We start from the raw sequence: 18,357 nt of genomic DNA on the forward strand, positions 1-18,357 counted from the left end.
CGTAATTCCGTTTGCCCGTCTACATTCTCAGCCAGATCGTTTGCAGGTGAAAGAATTCCGGGAACCGGGAGGTAGACGCGGTGCTGCGAGGGAGGTGCCGGCGGTACTACGGAACGGCGGGGGTGCCGCCGGGAGCTACCGGCAGGCCGGCCGCCTTCCAGGCGCGGAACCCGCCGACCAGATCGGTGGCGCGCGCCAGCCCGAGACGCTGTGCGTCGGCGGCGGCCAGGCTGGATGCGTAGCCCTCGTTGCAGACGATGATGACCTCGGTGTCGGGCGTCAGGTCCGGGAGCCGATGCGCACCGCCGGGGTCGAGCCGCCATTCCAGCACGATGCGCTCGACGACGACCGCGCCGGGGATCTCGCCCTCGGCGAGGCGGTCGGCGTGCGGGCGGATATCGACCACGAGGGCGCCCTCGGCCAACCGGTGCGCGGCCGTGACGGGCTCGACGCGGTTCAGTCCGGCGCGTGCCCGGGCGAGCAGGTCCTCGGCGCTCATACCGTCACTCCTCGGCGATCGTGCGATGGGGGGTACCGGGCATGGTCACACACCGGTGAAATCCCGCAGCGACCGGTATTCGCGGACCGGCCGCAGTGGTGGCGAGTAGGCGTGCACCGTGGTGGCCGGCCGGGCGCTGCGGTTGTGCAGCTGGTGCGCGCGTTCGGGACCGAACGCGATCGTGTCGCCGGCGCGGCGACCGGCCGAGCGTACGGGGCCGGTGGGGTAGCGATAGTCCTCGTCGAGTTCGCCGATCGAGACGGTGAACGAACCCGACGCACCGCCGTGGTCGTGCGGTTCGGTGCCTTGTCCGGGCGCCCACGACAGCAGCCACAGTTCCACGCCCATCGTCAGGGCGAGCCGGGTCCACCACCGCCGCGTGGTGTCGAACCGCACGATATCCAGCAGCGGTGTCGCCAGTTCGCTCGCCACCACCGCGGTGAGCTCGTGCAGTTCGGCCGGTGTCCACAGCGTGCGTTCGGCCACCACAGCCTCGCGGAGTAGCGGCACATCGACGCCCGGATGAATATCTTTCGCGTGCTCCAGTCGCACAGGCACGGACGTCGTCACCACTACCCCTTCCACACCGCGGTCACGCGAATTCTTCGCCGCCACACACGGTTTGCCACCATCCAGACTCACCGTGAGCGAAACTCGGGAATGCCGTTGGATCTCATCGACGGGCCGCGGCACGGGATGAACGAGTGGCGGGACGGACAGGTGGATGAAACACCGTGTCCGACGGCCCGCGTCCCGCGAATCGATTCCCGCTTTATCCGCGAGCGGCGTGGCTTCGAATCATTAGGTGTTACGCCGGTGGCGGAGGTGCTCGTCGCCGACGGCGTGACATCAGCTGCTGTCTCGCCGAATCACCGCGGTGATCCGGCCACGGATGAGGTGCTCGGATGACCAGTGCTGCCGGAATCGATGAGATGGGACCGATCGACTATCTCGTCATCGAGTTCCCCGCGGGCCGCCCACCGGACGGTTCGGCATTGCCGGTGCTGCGCGATCTGGTCGGCCGGGGCATCATCCGGGTGCTGAATCTGGCGTTTCTCCGGAAGGAGGGCGACGGGTCGCTGACCGGCATCGATATCGCCGATATCGGGCTCGAGTGCGAAGCGAGCGTGGCCTTGTTCGCCGAGGAGACGACGGGTGTACTCGACGACGGCGATCTGCGGGAGGCGGGCGCCGCGTTGCATCCCGGGCGTTCGGCCGCCGTGCTGATCTACGAAAACACTTGGGCGGCACCGCTGTCGGTGGCCCTGCGACGCAACGGCGCCGAAACGGTCGCGGCGGGCCGCATTCCGGTCGAGGCGATCCTGACGACCCTGGACAGTCTCGACGACAAGAACTGACACCCGGCGATTCAGCTTCCGAGGACGTGGATGCGCACCTCGTCCGTCCACTGCACGTACTCGACCCTTGTCCCGTCGGGGTGGCGGGCGTAGACGACCTCGCCGGTGGCGGAGGTGACCGGCTCGCCGAGGATCGAGCCGCCGATCTCGGCGAGGAACTCCGGGAGCGCGCCCAGATCGTCCACGATCACCGGGCCGACGGTGCCGCGATACCCGTCGATCGCCGCGTCCGGCCCCGCGACGACGAGAAAGCTACCGACAGCGGCGATTTCGGCTTCCTCGAAATGGAAGCGCAGATCGGCCGGCGCGCCGACGAGTCGTTCGTAGATCGGCAGGGCCGCATCCATATCCGCGACGAACAGGCGGGCGTAGGTCTCGAGAATCCGCATCCCTCGCACGCTACGGTCGATCCCTACGCTGGGTAAGTACGCACTTCCAGGTGAGAGGTACGCGGTGACGGATCAGGAGCGGGCGGCGGCTGTCGCGCGCCGAATCTTCGCGACCCTGTCCACCAAGTGGGCGCTGGCCGTGCTGGAGGCGATCGGTGACCACGAGCGCCGGTTCGCCGAACTGCACCGCGCCGTCGAGGGCATCAGCTACAAGATGCTGACCCAGACGCTGCGCACTCTCGAAGCCGACGGCATCGTCGCCCGCTACGACCACCACACCCCGAATCCGCGCGTCGACTATTCCCTGACCCCGGCCGGGCGCGACCTGCTCGCCACTGTCCACCAGCTGTGCACCTGGTCGCGCACGCATCTGCGCGAGTTGCTCGACGAGGCGCCCGAGCAGGCGGACCGCGTCATATAGAACATGCAGTGCCACAGTCATTTCCGCGTTCGGTAGGTCGGTGAACATCAACGATGGGTCATCGGCATGTTCAATCCGACCGTCCCGCACGGTGGTTGGGGGCGGTCCGGCACCGGCTACCGCTGGGTGGCGCGAACGGCGTGCGGTCGGCGGCGCTTCGGCCCGCGTCGATCGTTCACCACTGGCGGCCGAAATATCGGTCCGGCAGCGGCTGTTGTGCAGGGTTGTGAGCAATGGCGAGGTGAAGATCCGGTTCGGCGTGGGTACGGGTTCGGCCGCCGATCCGTACGATCTGGCGGCCCTGGTGGATCGGCTCGAGGCGGCGCGGGTCGATTCGCTGTGGTTCTCCGAACTGGTCTTCGCCCCGGCCGTCGATCCGACGGTGGGGATGGCGTTCGCGCTGGCCCGCACGAGCCGTCTGAAGGTCGGTACCTCGGTCGCGATTCTGCCCGGGCGCCATCCCGTGCTCGTCGCCAAGCAGTTGGCGTCCCTGGCCGCCCTGGCTCCGAAGCGGGTGCTGCCGGTGTTCGGATTACAGCCTGCGGGGCCGGGGGAGAAGGAACTGTTCCCGGTGCCGGGGCCGCGCGGCGCCGTCTTCGACGAATCGCTGCGCCTGCTGCGAGCGGTGTTGCGCGCCGACGATGTGGACTTCGACGGTGACTACTTCACCGTTCGCGCGGCGACAGTCGGAAAGCGGCCGGCCCGCCCGCTCGACATCTGGCTGGGTGGTCGGTCGCCGGGCGCCTTCCGCCGCATCGGCCGCTACGGCGACGGCTGGCTGGGCAGCTTCGTGACCCCGGACGAGGCGGCGGCCGGAGTCACGGCGATCACTGCGGCGGCGGCCGCGGCGGGCCGGGAGATCGAAGCCGACCACTTCGGCATCACGCTGCTGCTCGCCGAGAACGGCATCCCGGCCGAACTGGCGGCACGGATCGGCGCGCAGCGACCGGGTGCCGATCCGGGCGATGTGATCGCCGGGAGCTGGGCGGACCTGCACCGGCTCGTGGACGGGTATCTCGCGGCCGGACTGAGCAAATTCGTGGTGGTGCCGGCCGACGGCACGATATCGGCGCAGTTCGTGGACCGGTTCGTCACCGAACTGCTGCCGCGTCAGAACTGAGGACGCACGGCTGTCGGCACCGGCCGAGGCCGTGCGCTGAGGGCGTCACGGTACGTCGATGACGAGCTTGCCGGCGTTGTGCCCCTCGTCCAGCTGTTCGTGGACCGCGACGATGTCGTCGAGCGGCATGATCTTCGCGATGCGCGGGTGGACCAGGCCGCGCTCGAACAGCGGAGTCATCTCGGTGAGCCGACGGCGTTCGCGGCTGAGGAAGATGCCGTAGAGCGTCTGGTTGCGCTGGTAGAGATCGTCGAGCCGGCCTTCCGGCCCCAGAATGGTGGCGATGCGCCCGCCGTCGCGGGTGGCGGCGCAACTGCGGCCGACATTCTCACCGCCCACGGTATCGAGTACCGCGTCGACGCCGCCGCCGCCGGTGTGCGCACGGGCGACCTCGACGAAGTCCTCGCTCTTGTAGTCGATCGGGGTCGCGCCGAGATCCCGCAGCAGCCCCTGATGATCGGCTCCCGCGGTGGCCAGCACGGTGGCGCCGGCCGCGCGGGCGAACTGCACCGCGAACGTGCCGACACCGCCGGATCCGCCGTGTACCAGCACCGTCTGTCCCGGGCGCACGGCGAGCCGGCGCACGATCGCCTCCCACGCGGTTCCGCCGGCCAGCGGAATCGCGGCGGCCTCCGCGAACGACAGGGTGGTGGGTTTGGGCGCCACGATCGCGGCGGCCGCCACGTGGTACTGGGCATAGGCGCCGCCACCCGAGGCCAGTTCCGACGTGTAGTACACGGCATCGCCGACCGACACGTCGGTGACGCCGTCGCCGACCTGTTCCACCTCGCCGGCGACATCGCTGCCGATCACGGCCGGCAGTGGCAGGTTCGGATTCGCCAGTCCGCGGCGGATGATTCCGTCCACCGGGTTCGCGCTCGACGCCCGGACTCGCACCAGCACCTCACCCGGTCCCGGACGCGGCGTATCGACGTCCTGAACGGCCAGTGCGTCCGGACCACCGAATTCCCGCAGCACCGCTGCACGCATGCGCATCTCCTCCTTCGAACGGTCAGCCCGCGACACCGGCGGATGCGGTCTTGCGGGGCAGGGAGCGGATCAGTTTGCGATTGGCGAAGCCGAACATGCCGAGTTCGGACAGTTCGCGGCCGAAACCGGACTGCTTCACGCCGCCGAAGGGCAGATCGGCCTGCGAGGAGGTCGGATGGTTGATCCACACCATGCCGCTGTCGATCTGCTCGGCCACCGCTCGCGCGCGGTCCGGGTCACTGCTGTAGACGGTGGCGCCGAGACCGAACTTCGAAGTGTTCGCCAGCTCGATCGCCTCGCGTTCGTCGCCGACGCGGTACACCACCGCGACCGGGCCGAACAGCTCCTCGGAATAGGCGCGCATCTCGGGGGTGACATCGGTCAGCACCGTCGCGTCGACGAAGGCGTCGCGCCGCCCCGGCGCGGGTACGTCCGGCCGGCCGCCGCCGGTGACCACCGTGGCACCCTTCTCGCGCGCATCCTGGACCTGTTCCAGCAGGTCGTCGGCGGCCTTCGTCGAGGACAGCGGGCCGAGGGTGGTGTCCGGATCCGACGGATCGCCGGGGCGCAGTGCGCCGAAGCGCTCGGCCAGACCGGCCACGAAGCGGTCGCAGAGTTCGTCCGGAACGATGAAACGCTTTGCGGCGACACAACTTTGACCGGTGTTCGCCATTCGCCCAGTGGTCGCCGCGTCGATCGTGTCGTCCAGATCGTCGGCGTCGAGCACGATGAACGGGTCGCTGCCGCCGAGTTCGAGCACGCATTTCTTGACGTGCCGCCCGGCGATCTCGGCCACCGACGCACCGGCGGCGTCGCTGCCGGTGAGGGATACGCCCTGGACAGCGGGGTGGGCGAGGACGTGCTCGACATCGGAGATCCGCAGGAAGACGTTGGTGTAGACCCCTTCGGGTGCGCCGGCGTCGGTGAAGATCTTCTGCAGTTCGATCGCGGTGAGGGCGCAGATCTTCGCGTGTTTGAGCAGAATCGTGTTGCCCAGCACCAGATTCGGCGCCGCGAACCGCACCACCTGATAGAGCGGGAAGTTCCACGGCTCGATACCGAGCAGCACTCCCAGCGGTGCGTTGACGATCTGGGCTTCCCCCTCGTCCACCGGCAGCGCGGTGGGCTGCAGGATGCGCGGTCCGTTCTCGCCGTAGTACTGCAGGATGCTCGCCGCGAGGTCGACTTCGAACTCGCTCTCGGAAATGCGTTTGCCCATCTCGCGGGTGATCAGCCGAGCGAGGTCGTCCTTGCGTTCTCGCATCAGATCGGCCGCAGCGGACACCACCCGAGCACGCTGCTCGACCGGTGTCGCGCGCCACGACCGGTAGGCGTCGTGCGCGCGTTCGAGCAGGGCATCGAGTTGCTCGGTCGCCAGATAGGGCAGTTCGGCGAGGGTTTCGCCGGTATAGGCGTCGATTGTCTCGAACGGTTCGGCGTCGGGCCCCGAGGCGCTCATCGGCTGGACGTTGGTCGATGTCATCGGTCACCACTCCTCGTACGACGGAATCCGACCCGGCCGGTGTCGGTCGGTCTCGAGGGGTGGCTACCCGCCCACGGCGCACGAAACATCCGCCGGGACGCGGGGCTGCGGCGGCCCACCGGTCGCGGGTGGGCCGCCGAGTTCTCAGGAGACCTTGACGTGGGCCTCGGTCTTGAACTCCTCGCCCGCGATGATCTGCGAGACGAAGCCGTCCGGGCCCACCGGCCGGTCGCCGACCACCGTCACCCGGTGCAGGGTCCGGGTCACGTCGAGGTGGCCGAGGTCCTGGGGACCGAGGTGGGCGGTCGAGCGGTTGTCCCAGACGGCGACGCTGTTGGCGTCCCAGCGGAACCGGACCGTGTACCGGGGGCTGCTGAGGTGGCCGAAGAACAGGTCGAGGATCTTGGCGCTCTCGACGGGAGACAGCCCGGAGATGTGATCGGTGAAGCCGGGGTTGACGAACAGTGCCCGCTCACCGGTTTCGGGATGCACCCGTACCACCGGATGTTCCGAGATCAGCAGATTGTCGTTGATCCGGCGGGCGTAGGCCTCGTTGTCGTCGAACTTGCGACCGGCCGAGAACCGGTGCACCGCGGTGAGCCCGTCGGCGAACGCGCGCAGCGGCTCCGACAGCCCCTCGTATGCCGCAACGAGATTCGTCCAGGTGGTGTCGCCGCCGAATTCCGGAACCACCTCCGAGCGGAGGATGGAGATGGCCGGCGGGTTCACCGAGGCCGTCACGTCGGTGTGCCAGCCGCTGTAGTAGCTGTACTGGCGCTCCTGGGAGTCCGGCCGTGCCGAGCCGTAGCGCCGCTCGTAGACCTGGGGGTCGATGGTCAGGATCTGCGGGGCGTCGCTGGGCGGCGCGTCCTCGTGCGGGTGGGCGTGGGTGAGCTCGCCGAAGCGGCGGCCGAACTCGATCTGCTCGGCGTGGCCGAGGTGCTGGTCGCGGAAGAACAGCACCTTGTACTTCAGCAGCTTGCGGCGCAGCCGCGCGACGGTCTCGTCGTCGAGGGGCTTGCTCAGATCGAGTCCACCGATTTCCGCACCGATATGCCCGGCCACCCGATGCACGGTGAAGGCGCCGTCATTACCTTCGGTCGTTTCGTTCTTTTCGACAGCCAGTGTCATTTCACTACACTCCATCGCATTCGAATGCACCCGGCCGAGAATCGCCATTGGTGCGGGAGATACCGTGGGGTGCAATGATTTCCGATCCCCACGACGGTTCCGATGATAATTTCGAAACCTCTTCCGCCGCACTTGTTGCCGTCGCCGTGATTTCAAATATCCGCGTTATTTATTTTTCTCGGCAAAGAAATTCCGGACGGTTCTACAATGGCATCCCACCGCGCCGACCGGCCGATTTGCCCGAGTTCGGATCACGCTGATGCGGAACGGTGCCGAACCTCGCCCGGTCTCGTAGGGTCGGCCGGAGACGTATGGGGACCAGACGGGACCGAGGCCTATGAGACCGGCGAGAGGGTGGCCGACGGCCGCGGGCGCGGTACTTCGCGCGATCTTGGCATTGGGTGGCGCATCGCGTTCGGTGGTCGCCGCCCACGCGGGACTGTCCCCGGCGACGGTGACGAGTCAGACCCGCGCGCTGCTCGAGGCCGGTCTGCTCCGCGAATCGCCTCCGGTGGACCGCTCGCAGCGGGTGGGCCGGCCGCATTCGCCGCTGGAGCTCGATCGCCGGAATGCGGTGGCGGCCATCCATTTCGCGGCTACCCAGACCCGGGTGGCGGTGGTCGACATCGCCGGTACGATCGTCTCGAGTGCGCTGATTCCGCACCGCACGCTCGAGGGAGCGGATCTGGTCGCCGACGCGGCCGCCGCACTCGCCGCGCTGCGCCGCGACCTTCCGGACGACACCCGCTTGTCCGGGGTCGGGGTCGCCACCGGCGGCTGGGTCGACCCGGAAGCCGGCGTGGTGCTCTCGCACCCGCTGCTGCGCCTCGAGGACACGCTCGTCCGGGACGTGCTGGTGCAGCTCACCGGCCTGCCGGTGGAACTCGACAGCCACGCCCGCGCGATGGTGCACGCGGAACAACTGTTCGGCGCATTGGATTTCGACGCCTCGGCCGCCGTGCTGTTCGTCGGCAATGTCATCGATGCGGCCTTCGCCGTCGACGGCCGGGTCCACTACGGCCCCGGTTCCTCGGCCGGTTCACTGGCCACGCTGGTGCCGTCCGACCTCGGTCCGGGTGGCCCCGGCCCGCTCGACACCTATTCCGACCGCTCGCTCGAAAGGCGCGCGGCCGGTTCGGGGATCATGGCGCAGCCCACGATTCCGGCGCTCATCGCCGCCGCCGAAACCGATCCGCGGGCCCATGCCCTGTTCGAGGACCGGGCGCGTGGACTGGCCGCGGTGGCCGCCGCGCTGCTCGATGTGCTGAATCCGGAGACGTTGATCATCACCGATCGGGCCTTCACCGGCCTGCCGGCGGTGCGCGCCACCTATTTCGACGCGATCGCCGCGCGAGCGCAGGTGCGTTCCGCGCGGCACCGCATCATCGGCACCTCGTTTCCCGACCGCTCGCTGGAGACCGCCGCCGCGGCGGTGTTGCTGATTCGCCTCTACGCCGACCCGCTCGCCGTCGCGGCGGAGGGCTTCGGCGCCCACCGGAAGGAGGAGCCCGCGCCGCGGTTCGAATCACCGCAGTTCGAGTCTCGTTAATTTTAAGTAGACCGAATATTGTGGGCCGCAACATAATTCGCGACGATCGATAGATGAGAAAGCTCATCGAAGCGCGACCGTCTACGCGTAGGATGCGCCTCACCCGCAGGGTCGGCGCGGCGTCGTTCGTGGTGCTGGTCGCCGCCTGTGCCTCGTCGGCCTGTGCGGCCTCCGGAGGGTCCGCCGACTTCAGCAAACCGCTACCGACCAGCGTGCCGCCGGGCACCTCGCTGAAGATCTCGGCGACCGATATGAAGGTCGCCCTGACCAGTAGCGGCCAGATCGACAAGTTGCCCTTCACCGTGCCCGACTGGCCGAATGTCTCCGCCGGCCCGGATGTGATCCAGGCCTTCAAGGGCGGCGCGGTGGAGTTGGCCAGTAACGCCGGAATCCCGTCCATCCAAGCCCACGCACAGGGCCTCGACACCCGCATCGTCGCCGTGCTGTGGCGCAGCACCCCGAACTACGGCCTGGCCACCGCCCCGGGCAGCGGTATCCACAGCCTGCAGGACCTGCGCGGTAAGAAGATCGCCTTCTCGCCCGGGCAAGCGCAGGGTGGTGTGGTGCTGCGGACCTTGCAGCAGGCCGGGCTCACAACCTCCGACGTCACCCTCGTTCAGCTCAACAGCCCGCAATTCCTCACCGCGCTGCAGGGCAAACAGGTCGATGTGGCGCCGCTGGCCGAGCCGTCGCTGACGAAATACCTCGCTCAGTATCGATCCGAGGGCGCCGGCACCGTGCAATCCGACGCGGTCGACGCCTTGAGCATTCTGTGGGCGCCGACCTCGGTGCTGGCCGACGACGGAAAGCTGGCGGCCGTCACGGAATTCGTCAAATTCTGGGCGCGGGCGAAGGTCTGGGAATGGGAGAACCAGGACCGGTGGATCGCCGACTACTACGTCAAGAATCAGGGCGTGAGCGAGGCCGACGGCCGCCGCATCATGGCCACGACCGAACGGCCGTACTTCCCGGATAACTGGGACAAGTCGATCGACTGGGAACAGCAGACGATCGACTTGATCACCTCCTCGGGTGCCTTCGGGAAATCCTTCGACGCCCATCAGTTGTTCGATCGGCGATTCGAGAAGATCGCCGCCGACGCGGTGGCTCCGCAATATCGCACCAAGGCACAGGGGTGACCCGATGACCGTCGTCTCCGCACATCTTCCCGCTCTCGGCGCGCGTCCCGCCGTCGCCGCGGGCTTCACCGCCCGGCCCGCGCGCCGCCGCCTCGGCCTGCGCCGGCAGATCCCGTTCGCGCGGTTACTCGGTGTGGTTCTGCTGCTCGCCGCCTGGTCGGCGGGGGCCTATCTCGGCCTGCTCGATCCGCGCAAATTGTCCGCCCCGTGGACGGTGGTGACGACCGGGTGGGACTTGCTCACCGACGGTCAACTGCTCACCAACATCGCGGTGTCCATGCAGCGCGTGGCCACCGGGGTGTTCCTGGGCATTCTGATCGGCACCACCCTCGCGCTGATCGCCGGCCTGTCCCGGGTCGGAGATTCGTTGGTGGACGGCGTGGTTCAGCTCAAACGCTCGATTCCCACGCTGGGCCTGGTTCCGCTGATGATTCTCTGGCTCGGTATCGGCAATGGCTTCAAGATCGTGCTGATCATGCTCGCCGCCGCGGTGACCCTCTACGTGCCCGCGCATTCCGCACTGACCGGTATCGACCGGCGGCTCGTCGAACTGTCGGAGATCCAGGGCGTTTCCCGCTTCGACTTCATCCGGCAGGTGGTGATTCCCGGATCGCTGCCGGGCTTCTTCCTCGGATTGCGGCTCGCGGTGAATACGTCGTGGCTGGTGCTGGTGGTGGTCGAGTCGGTCAACGCGACCGACGGTCTGGGAAAGATGATGCAGGACGCCCAGAACTACGGCCAGGCCGATGTCATCCTCGTCGCGCTCGCGGTCTACGGAATTTTCGGCCTGGCATGCGATTCCGGAATCCGGATCCTGGAGCGAAAGGTGCTGTCGTGGCGGCAAACACTGGCGGACTGACCCCCGACCCCGGTACGGGTGTGCAACTGGACGGGCTGACCCGCAGATTCGGCGGCCGAGCCGTACTCGACAACGTCGATCTGACCATCCCCGAGGGCCAGTTCGTGGCACTGCTGGGCAAGAGCGGATCCGGCAAGTCCACGCTGCTGCGGGCACTGGCCGGCATCGATCACGGTGTGGCGGGCGACGGCCTGTTACGGGTGCCGGACCGGACGTCCATGGTGTTCCAGGACTCCCGGCTGCTGCCGTGGAAGCGGGTGCTGCCCAACGTCCTCTACGGTCAGCCCCGTTCCCGCCGGGCCGCGGCCTCCACGCTGCTCGGCGAGGTCGGTCTCGCCGGACGCGAAAAAGCTTGGCCGGGCGAGCTTTCCGGCGGCGAGCAGCAGCGTGCCGCGCTGGCTCGCGCCCTGGTGGGCGAGCCGGAACTGTTGCTGGCCGACGAACCCTTCGGCGCCCTGGACGCGCTGACCCGCATCCGCATGCACGCCCTGCTGCGCCGCCTCGTCGCGGCTCATCGCCCGACCGTGCTGCTGGTGACTCACGACGTCGACGAGGCCATCACCCTCGCACAGCGGGTGCTGATTCTGGACCGCGGGCGCATCGACGTCGATATCGATATCGACATCGACGGCCCGCGCGATCCGGCGCAACCGCAGTTCCAGCGGATCCGACGCTCGCTGCTGAGCGCGCTGGGCGCCGATCCGATCGCGGCCTGAGCGCCGATCATCCACTACCGGAAAGACTTTCGACCACCGATGAGCAGAACTCTGCATCTGAACGCATTCCTGATGTCGACCGGCCACCACGAGGCGTCGTGGCGGCTGCCGGAATCGGACCCGTTGGCGCACTTGGATATCGAGCACTACATCCATCTGGCGGAAACGGCCGAGCGGGGCCTGTTCGACTCGATCTTCTTCGCGGATTCGCCGGTGTTGCAGGGTGATCCCGGCCGCCGGCCGGTCGGCAAGCTGGAGCCGACGATTCTGCTGACCGCGATCGCTTTGCGCACCCGCCGCATCGGCCTCATCGCCACGGCGTCGACCAGCTACAACGACCCCTACAACCTGGCGCGGCGCTTCGCCTCGGTGGACTGGGTGTCCGGCGGCCGGGTGGGCTGGAATATCGTCACCACCGCCGGTGCCGACGCGGCCCGCAACTTCGGCCTCGACGACGTTCCCGATCATCGGCTGCGCTACGAGAAGGCCGCCGAATTCGTCGACGTGGCGACCAAACTCTGGGACAGCTGGGACGACGACGCCTTCATCGGCGACAAGGAACTCGGCATCCACTCCGACCCGGACAAGGTGCGCGAGATCAACCATATCGGCGAGTTCTTCCGGGTGGCGGGACCGCTCAATGTGCCGCGGTCGCCGCAGGGGTATCCCGTTCTGGTGCAGGCTGGTTCGTCGGAGGACGGTAAGGGGTTCGCCGCCCGCTACGCCGAGGCGGTCTTCACCGCGCAGCAGACCCTCGAGGACGGCAAGCAGTTCTACGCCGATCTGAAGGAGCGGGCGCGTCGGCTCGGACGTGACCCCGGCACCGTCAAGATCCTGCCGGGCATCGTCCCGGTGATCGGCGACACCGAAGCGCACGCACGGGAACTCGACGACGAGCTGACCCGCCTCATCCAGCCGGAATATCAGCGCCGCACCCTCGCGGAGCGGTTCAAGCTGCCGGTGGACGCGCTGGATCTGGACAGCGAACTGCCCGCGGATCTGCCGACCGAGGACGAGATCCAGGGGGCGAAGAGCCGGTTCACGCTGATCGTCAACCTCGCTCGCCGCGAACGACTCACGGTGCGCCAGCTGATCGCGCGCCTCGGCGGTGGTCGCGGGCACCGGACCTTCGCGGGCACCGCGGAACAGGTCGCCGACACCATCCAGGAATGGTTCACCGACGGCGCCGCCGACGGATTCAACGTGATGCCGGCCGCCCTGCCCTCCGGGCTGGAGAGGTTCGTGGACGAGGTGGTGCCGATCCTGCAGGAGCGCGGCCTGTTCCGGACCGAATACGAGGCGACCACCTTGCGCGGGCACTACGGATTGGCGCGTCCGGAGAACCGGTTCAGCGCGGCCGCCGATGCGGCGATCGCTCAGTGAGCCGGACGGATTCGGCTGCCGATCAGGGCTGGGTGCGATATCTGCTGCATCGATGTCTGTCCCATCCGCGTGCCGTCGCGGGTGCGGCCGCAGGCGCCCTCGGTAGTGCCGCGCTGACCGCGGCACTACCCCTGGTGGTGCGCCATGTCGTCGATACGCTGGGCGATTCCCGGGTACCGCTGGCCGCCGCCGTCACCGTCCTGATCGTCATCGGTGTGCTCCGGTTCGGGCTGTCGATGCTGCGCAGGGTGTGCTCGTCCACGCTGTCGCTGGGCGTCCAGTTCGATCTGCGGTCGGATCTGTTCGCCGCGCTGGTGCGGATGCCCGGCCGCGAGCAGATGGCGGTGTCCACCGGACAGGTGGTGAGCCGCGCGATCAGCGACATCACGCTGATTCAGATGTTCCTGCAACTGATTCCGATCGTCACCGGCAATGCGGCGCTGCTGGTGGCGGCGCTGGTGCTGATGGCGACGATGTCGTTGCCGCTGGCGGGCATCGCGCTGGTGCTGCTGCCGGCACTGTGGTTCGTCACCCGGCGCTCGCAGCGAGAACTGTTCCCCGCCAACTGGGATGCACAGGCCCAGGCGGCGGAGGTGGCGATGCGGGTGGAGTCCGCGGTCGCCGGTGTTCGCGTCGTCAAGGGGTTCGGGCAGGAGCGCCGGGAGACCGGTGAACTGGAGCAGCGCGCCCGTGACCTGTTCCGGTCACGGCTGCGCGTGGTGCGGATCACCAGCCGGTTCACTCCCGCGATGGCGGCCCTGCCGGCCCTGGGCCAGGTGTTCATCCTGGTGGTGGGCGGTCTGCTGGCCCTCCACCAGAGCATCAGCCTGGGCACGTTCCTGGCGTTCATGACGTATCTCGGGTCGTTCGTCAGTCCGGTACGGCAGTTCTCGACACTGCTCACGGTGAGCCAGCAGGGCAAGGCGTCGCTGGATCGGGTGCGCGAGGTCATCGATGCGGGCCCGGGGCGGGAGGCGGCCGCGGTTCACCCGCTCGCCGCGGCCGTCGCGCCGCCGCGGATCGACCTGTCCGGCGTGAGTGTGCGGATCGGCGACACCGCGGTACTCGACCACCTGGACCTGACCATCCCCGCCGGGTCGACGGTGGCGTTGGCGGGCGGCGCCGGATCCGGGAAATCGACACTGACCGCACTGCTGCCGCGACTGATCGATCCGGATGCCGGGGTGGTGCGGATCGACGGCGTGGATGTGCGCGAGGTGCCGGATCTCCGCGGCCGGGTGGCCATCGTCTTCGAGGACACGCATCTGATGGCCGACACCATCCGGGCGAATGTGGCCTACGGCCGTCCGGAGGCCACCGACGATCAGGTCTGGCACGCTCTGTATCTGGCCGCGGCCGACGACTTCGTCCGGCGGCTGCCCGAACAGCTCGATACGTCGATCGGCGAACGAGGACAACGGCTTTCCGGCGGCCAACGACAACGGCTCGCGCTGGCGCGAGCGCTGATCACCGACGCCCCCGTGCTGGTGCTCGACGATGCGACGTCGGCTATCGATGCGAAGGTGGAGCAGACCATCTTCGAACGCATCGCCGCCGAGGTGCAGCGGCGCACGACAGTTGTCGTAGCGCACCGTGTTTCAACGCTTGCCCTGGCGGACCGGGTGGTGATCCTGGACGGCGGCCGGGTCGCGGAATCGGGCACCCTGGCCGAGCTCCAGGAATCCGGAGCCCTGTTCGCGACGCTGTTCACGCCACCCGATGTCGCGGAAATCGGTGCGGCACTGCGCGGTACGACCGACGGTGTGCCGACCGAGATCCTGTGGGCCGAACCCGCCGAGTACGGCGACGAGAGCCGCACCCTGGAGCAGATGGCGCGGGCGTTCTCCCACCATGCGGCCGGGGCGGGCGGTTTCGGGCGCGGCGGCGGCATGATGACCTCCGCACCGCCCAGCGGTGACGTGCAGGCCCTCATCGACGCGCTGCCACCGGTGACCGGTGAGCCGAAGGTGTCCGACACATTCACTCGCACAGCCGATCCCGAGTTCGGATTGCGCCGGTTGCTGCGGCCGTTCGCCGGTCCGCTGCTGGCCGGCCTGGGCCTGGTCGCACTGGACGCGATCGCGCAGATTCTGATCCCGGTCCTGGTGCGCTACGGCATCGACCGGGGAGTCCTGGTCGGCGCGCGGGATGTCCTGCTCGGTGCGGCGGCGCTCGCGGCCGCGGTGGTACTCGTCGACTGGGCGATCAGCGTCGCGCAGGTGCGGGTGACCGGGCGAGCCGGGGAACGGCTGCTGTTCGGCCTTCGGGTGAAGACGTTCGCCCAGCTGCAACGGCTCGGCCTGCAGTACTACGAACGCGAACTCGGCGGCCGGATCATGACCCGCATGACCACCGATGTCGACGGTCTGTCCACCTTCCTGCAGACCGGACTGTCGACCGCGCTGACCTCCTCGCTGACCATCGGCGGCGTGGTGATCGCACTGCTGGTGATCGACGCCCGGCTGGCCGTGGTGGTGCTGGCGCTGATGCCGATCCTCATCGCGTCCACGGTGTGGTTCCGGCGGCTGTCGGTGCCCGCCTACAACACGGCGCGGGACAAGGTCAGCGCGGTCAACGCCTATCTGCAGGAGAATGTCGACAACATCAAGGTCACGCAGGCCTACCGCCGCGAGGCGCGGAACCAGGCCAGATTCGACCGGCTGTCGTGGGAGTACCGCGACGCCCGGCTGCGCAGCCAGACCCTGATGGCGGTGTTCTTCCCGTTCATCGAATTCCTGTCGGTGGTGGCGACGGCCGCCGTCCTCACCGTGGGTGTGCATCAGGTGCGCGGTGCGGAGCTGAGCGCCGGGACGCTCATCGCGTTCCTGCTCTACATCGATCTGCTGTTCGCCCCGATTCAGCAGCTGTCGCAGGTGTTCGACAGTTATCAGCAGGCGGTGGTGGGTGTCGATCGGCTCGGCCGGTTGTTCGCGGTCGAGGTCGCCACCCCGCAGGCGGCGCGGCCGCAGGCGGTGCACCGCGTCGACGGTGCGATCGAGGTCCGGGATGTGGGCTTCCGGTACCGGCCCGAGGACGCCGCCGTCCTGCACGACGTGACGCTGCGTATCGAACCCGGGCAGCGGGTCGCGCTGGTGGGCGAGACCGGGGCCGGAAAGTCCACGCTGGTCAAACTCCTGGCCCGCTACTACGACCCGAGCGATGGGCGAATTCTGGTGGACGGCACCGATATTCGCGAGTTCCGGCTCGAGGACTACCGCAAACGGCTCGGCGTGGTGCCGCAGGAGCCGTACCTGTTCGGCGATACCGTGCGCGACGCCATCGCCTACGGGAAACCGGACGCCGACCCGGCCGAGATCGAATGGGCGGCCCGGGCGGTCGGAGCCCACGAGATGATCGCCGGACTCGACCACGGCTACCACCACCCGATCGGCCCGCAGGGCAGGCTGTTGTCCTCCGGGCAGCGCCAACTGCTCGCCCTCGCCCGAGCTCAACTCGTCGAACCCGACATCCTCATCCTCGACGAGGCCACCGCATCCCTCGACCTCGCCACCGAGGCCCGGGTGCGCGCGGCCATCGACGTGCTCACCGCGGGCCGCACCACGATCGTGGTGGCGCATCGGCTGGCGACCGCGGCGGACTCCGACATCGTCGCGGTGATGGTGGGCGGCCGGTTGGCGGAGGTCGGCCCGCACGCGGAGCTGCTGCGGGCGGACGGGACCTACGCGGCGCTGTGGCGGGCGTATGTGGGGGCGTCGCGCGAGGACGACCGCGAATCGGCGCGCCCGCTCAACGCACGCTGACCGTGCGGGAATGCCACCCTGTCGCGCCGTCCGGCATCGGTGGACGGCGCTGAGCGGGCTGGGTGGTTCCGGTGGTGTCGGTGGCGCGGACGCGCAGGGTGTGGGCGCCCGGGGTGGCCTGCCACCGGTAGGTCCATTGCCGCCAGGTGTCGGGGGAGTTGCGCCTGTCCGGCCCACCCCCTCGCCGTCCAATACGCCTGTGCGCGATCGAATCGGGTCACCTCGAGGACGACCACCCATTTGGTGGCGGAGACGTAACCGTAGAGGCCGGGCACCACGAGCCGCGCGGGGTAGCCGTGTTCGAGGGGCAGCGGCGCGCCGTTCATGCCGACGGCGAGCAGGGCGTCGCGCCCGTCGGTCATCGCCTGGATCGGCGTCCCGGCGGTGAATCCGTCGGCGCTGCGGGACAACACCATATCGGCGTCGGGGGGCACGCCCGCGTCGTGGAGCAGATCGGCCAGCCGGTATCCGGTCCACACCGCATTGCCCGCGAGAGTGCCCCCCACTTCGTTGGACACGCAGGTGAGGGTGATCATGCGCGCGATCGCGGGCCGCCGACGCAGGTCGTCCATCGTGAATTCGACTGTGCGGTGGACCATTCCGTGGATGCGCAGACGCCACTCGGCACTGCTGAACGCTGGCACCTGTAGCGCCGTATCGACCCGATAGAAGTCGCTGCCGGGTGTAACGAACGGGGTCAACCCCGGGAACAGGGGCGACATCACCGGGCTGATCGGTGCGGCCTCCGAAACAGGCTTCGGCACAACGAATCTCGCTCGGTCCGCGGCCACGTCCCGCAGCCGCTGTGCGACGAATCGTCCGGCCGCCGCGGCGCCGATCGCGATCGCGCCGACCCCTGCCACCATCGCCAGGAAACGCCGGCGCTCCACTCGAATCGCATCGGAAGGATCGGCGTCTACCGAAATCCGTGCGCTGCCAAGTGATTCCGCGCGCGCACCGACCCCACGCCGCTCCGGCGCCTCACGCTGGTCCTCGGCGTCACCGTGGTCCGATAGCCGGACACGATTCGGCACACCGCCCCGACTGCGGTCCCGGACCTCGCCGCGGCGCCCTCCGTGTGGGAGCAGTAGCCGCAACGCGATCAGCCCCGCCACCACACCGGCCGCGGTCGGAACCGCGAACCACCACTGCGCATCCGGGCGACGCAGTGCCGCCACGGCGATCGCGATACCCAGCACGGCGAATACCGCGCTGCCGATGCGCCGGCGACGTTCGAGCACACCGCACAGTGCGGAAAGCGCCACCATCGCCGCGCCCATGGCGGCGAACAGCACATCCTTGTCGTGACTGCGGAAGCGCCGGATCGCCTCCTCGCGCAGGTGCTGCGGCGTGTGATCGACGACCGTCGCCCCGGCGGCGAAGAACGGCGAGGAGCGTGGATCCAGGATCGCGCCCACGAATTCGCCGATTCCCAGCACCGTCGCACCGGCCAGAACCCCGGCGAGCGCGGCGGCGGCGAATCCGAGCGTGCCGCGGTGCGCGGTGGGCCCGCGCGTAGCCGTATCGATCATGATCTCCTCGATTCCCAGGTGGGGTGA

At 68.7% G+C, this 18,357-nt stretch carries 18 protein-coding genes; 11 read left to right on the forward strand and 7 right to left on the reverse strand.

Translation table 11 applies throughout. The features are described 5' to 3' along the window. Positions 1-106 precede the first annotated feature (106 nt). Positions 107-499: a rhodanese-like domain-containing protein gene (locus AC5592_RS07275; RefSeq protein WP_036506724.1), complete on the reverse strand. Its 393-nt coding sequence runs from the start codon at positions 497-499 to the stop codon at positions 107-109. A 45-nt stretch (positions 500-544) separates the two neighbouring features. Beyond that, positions 545-1,057, reverse strand: coding sequence for a cysteine dioxygenase (locus AC5592_RS07280; RefSeq protein WP_232329244.1), 513 nt, complete (start codon positions 1,055-1,057; stop codon positions 545-547). 108 nt (positions 1,058-1,165) lie between these two features. Here AC5592_RS07280 and AC5592_RS07285 point away from each other — a divergent pair, with 108 nt between their 5' ends. Further along, positions 1,166-1,408, forward strand: coding sequence for a hypothetical protein (locus tag AC5592_RS07285; protein ID WP_157121643.1), 243 nt, complete (start codon positions 1,166-1,168; stop codon positions 1,406-1,408). Further along, positions 1,405-1,857 (forward strand): DUF6325 family protein, encoded by a 453-nt coding sequence (locus AC5592_RS07290; protein WP_030514283.1) that lies wholly within the window; start codon positions 1,405-1,407, stop codon positions 1,855-1,857. Before AC5592_RS07285 ends, AC5592_RS07290 begins: the two co-directional genes overlap by 4 nt. An 11-nt stretch (positions 1,858-1,868) precedes the next feature. Here the strand turns inward: AC5592_RS07290 and AC5592_RS07295 are convergent, their stop codons facing one another. After that, positions 1,869-2,246 carry a VOC family protein gene (locus AC5592_RS07295; RefSeq protein ID WP_036506720.1) on the reverse strand — a complete coding sequence of 126 codons (378 nt, stop codon included), beginning with the start codon at positions 2,244-2,246 and terminating at the stop codon, positions 1,869-1,871. Positions 2,247-2,310: 64 nt separating this feature from the next. Here AC5592_RS07295 and AC5592_RS07300 point away from each other — a divergent pair, with 64 nt between their 5' ends. Next, positions 2,311-2,667: a winged helix-turn-helix transcriptional regulator gene (locus AC5592_RS07300; protein WP_036506717.1), complete on the forward strand. Its 357-nt coding sequence runs from the start codon at positions 2,311-2,313 to the stop codon at positions 2,665-2,667. A 241-nt stretch (positions 2,668-2,908) separates the two neighbouring features. Beyond that, complete coding sequence (locus AC5592_RS07305; RefSeq protein ID WP_036506783.1) at positions 2,909-3,787, forward strand: TIGR03854 family LLM class F420-dependent oxidoreductase; 879 nt, start codon at positions 2,909-2,911, stop codon at positions 3,785-3,787. Between the two features lie 45 nt (positions 3,788-3,832). Here the strand turns inward: AC5592_RS07305 and AC5592_RS07310 are convergent, their stop codons facing one another. The 3 genes from AC5592_RS07310 to AC5592_RS07320 all read right to left on the reverse strand — a co-directional run bounded on the left by AC5592_RS07310 (position 3,833) and on the right by AC5592_RS07320 (position 7,391). Beyond that, a complete protein-coding gene (locus AC5592_RS07310; protein WP_063063794.1) occupies positions 3,833-4,777 on the reverse strand; it encodes a zinc-binding dehydrogenase in 945 nt (314 codons plus the stop codon). Between the two features lie 22 nt (positions 4,778-4,799). Beyond that, a complete protein-coding gene (locus AC5592_RS07315; RefSeq protein WP_157121645.1) occupies positions 4,800-6,260 on the reverse strand; it encodes an NAD-dependent succinate-semialdehyde dehydrogenase in 1,461 nt (486 codons plus the stop codon). A 144-nt stretch (positions 6,261-6,404) separates the two neighbouring features. Further along, positions 6,405-7,391, reverse strand: a complete 987-nt coding sequence (locus tag AC5592_RS07320) for a TauD/TfdA dioxygenase family protein (protein ID WP_063063795.1) — start codon at positions 7,389-7,391, stop codon at positions 6,405-6,407. A gap of 74 nt (positions 7,392-7,465) precedes the next feature. Here AC5592_RS07320 and AC5592_RS07325 point away from each other — a divergent pair, with 74 nt between their 5' ends. The 7 genes from AC5592_RS07325 (at position 7,466) to AC5592_RS07355 (ending at position 16,798) form a co-directional block, all read left to right on the forward strand. After that, complete coding sequence (locus tag AC5592_RS07325; protein WP_157121646.1) at positions 7,466-7,651, forward strand: hypothetical protein; 186 nt, start codon at positions 7,466-7,468, stop codon at positions 7,649-7,651. A gap of 77 nt (positions 7,652-7,728) precedes the next feature. Next, a complete protein-coding gene (locus tag AC5592_RS07330; protein ID WP_084506437.1) occupies positions 7,729-8,940 on the forward strand; it encodes an ROK family transcriptional regulator in 1,212 nt (403 codons plus the stop codon). A 53-nt stretch (positions 8,941-8,993) separates the two neighbouring features. After that, the gene (locus AC5592_RS07335) at positions 8,994-10,079 is read left to right on the forward strand and encodes an ABC transporter substrate-binding protein (RefSeq protein WP_232329245.1); all 1,086 of its coding nucleotides are present in this window, start codon (positions 8,994-8,996) and stop codon (positions 10,077-10,079) included. Positions 10,080-10,083: 4 nt separating this feature from the next. Continuing rightward, positions 10,084-10,938 (forward strand): ABC transporter permease, encoded by an 855-nt coding sequence (locus AC5592_RS07340; RefSeq protein WP_036506709.1) that lies wholly within the window; start codon positions 10,084-10,086, stop codon positions 10,936-10,938. Continuing rightward, on the forward strand, positions 10,914-11,654 hold the full coding sequence (locus AC5592_RS07345) for an ABC transporter ATP-binding protein (RefSeq protein ID WP_063063759.1): 741 nt from the start codon (positions 10,914-10,916) through the stop codon (positions 11,652-11,654). Before AC5592_RS07340 ends, AC5592_RS07345 begins: the two co-directional genes overlap by 25 nt. Before the next feature lie 39 nt (positions 11,655-11,693). After that, a complete protein-coding gene (locus AC5592_RS07350; RefSeq protein ID WP_036506706.1) occupies positions 11,694-13,037 on the forward strand; it encodes an LLM class flavin-dependent oxidoreductase in 1,344 nt (447 codons plus the stop codon). Further along, entirely contained in the window at positions 13,034-16,798 is a 3,765-nt protein-coding gene (locus AC5592_RS07355; protein WP_063063760.1) for an ABC transporter ATP-binding protein, read from the forward strand. The genes AC5592_RS07350 and AC5592_RS07355 overlap by 4 nt, the downstream gene beginning before the upstream one ends. Here the strand turns inward: AC5592_RS07355 and AC5592_RS07360 are convergent. Continuing rightward, on the reverse strand, positions 16,717-18,330 hold the full coding sequence (locus AC5592_RS07360) for a molybdopterin-dependent oxidoreductase (protein ID WP_371507136.1): 1,614 nt from the start codon (positions 18,328-18,330) through the stop codon (positions 16,717-16,719). The two genes, AC5592_RS07355 and AC5592_RS07360, sit on opposite strands and share 82 nt — an antisense overlap. Positions 18,331-18,357 lie beyond the last annotated feature (27 nt).

The organism is Nocardia violaceofusca NBRC 14427, from assembly GCF_963869435.1.
GTDB classification, from domain to species: Bacteria; Actinomycetota; Actinomycetes; order Mycobacteriales; family Mycobacteriaceae; genus Nocardia; species Nocardia aobensis.

What these genes read in the sequence shown, in the direction of transcription:
- AC5592_RS07275 (WP_036506724.1), bottom strand. Translation starts at nt 499, where the DNA reads ATGAGCGCCGAGGACCTGCTCGCCCGGGCACGCGCCGGACTGAACCGC.
- AC5592_RS07290 (WP_030514283.1), top strand. Translation starts at nt 1,405, where the DNA reads ATGACCAGTGCTGCCGGAATCGATGAGATGGGACCGATCGACTATCTC.
- AC5592_RS07295 (WP_036506720.1), bottom strand. Translation starts at nt 2,246, where the DNA reads ATGCGGATTCTCGAGACCTACGCCCGCCTGTTCGTCGCGGATATGGAT.
- AC5592_RS07310 (WP_063063794.1), bottom strand. Translation starts at nt 4,777, where the DNA reads ATGCGTGCAGCGGTGCTGCGGGAATTCGGTGGTCCGGACGCACTGGCC.
- AC5592_RS07315 (WP_157121645.1), bottom strand. Translation starts at nt 6,260, where the DNA reads ATGACATCGACCAACGTCCAGCCGATGAGCGCCTCGGGGCCCGACGCC.
- AC5592_RS07320 (WP_063063795.1), bottom strand. Translation starts at nt 7,391, where the DNA reads ATGACACTGGCTGTCGAAAAGAACGAAACGACCGAAGGTAATGACGGC.
- AC5592_RS07325 (WP_157121646.1), top strand. Translation starts at nt 7,466, where the DNA reads ATGATTTCCGATCCCCACGACGGTTCCGATGATAATTTCGAAACCTCT.
- AC5592_RS07330 (WP_084506437.1), top strand. Translation starts at nt 7,729, where the DNA reads ATGAGACCGGCGAGAGGGTGGCCGACGGCCGCGGGCGCGGTACTTCGC.
- AC5592_RS07335 (WP_232329245.1), top strand. Translation starts at nt 8,994, where the DNA reads ATGAGAAAGCTCATCGAAGCGCGACCGTCTACGCGTAGGATGCGCCTC.
- AC5592_RS07340 (WP_036506709.1), top strand. Translation starts at nt 10,084, where the DNA reads ATGACCGTCGTCTCCGCACATCTTCCCGCTCTCGGCGCGCGTCCCGCC.
- AC5592_RS07350 (WP_036506706.1), top strand. Translation starts at nt 11,694, where the DNA reads ATGAGCAGAACTCTGCATCTGAACGCATTCCTGATGTCGACCGGCCAC.
- AC5592_RS07360 (WP_371507136.1), bottom strand. Translation starts at nt 18,330, where the DNA reads ATGATCGATACGGCTACGCGCGGGCCCACCGCGCACCGCGGCACGCTC.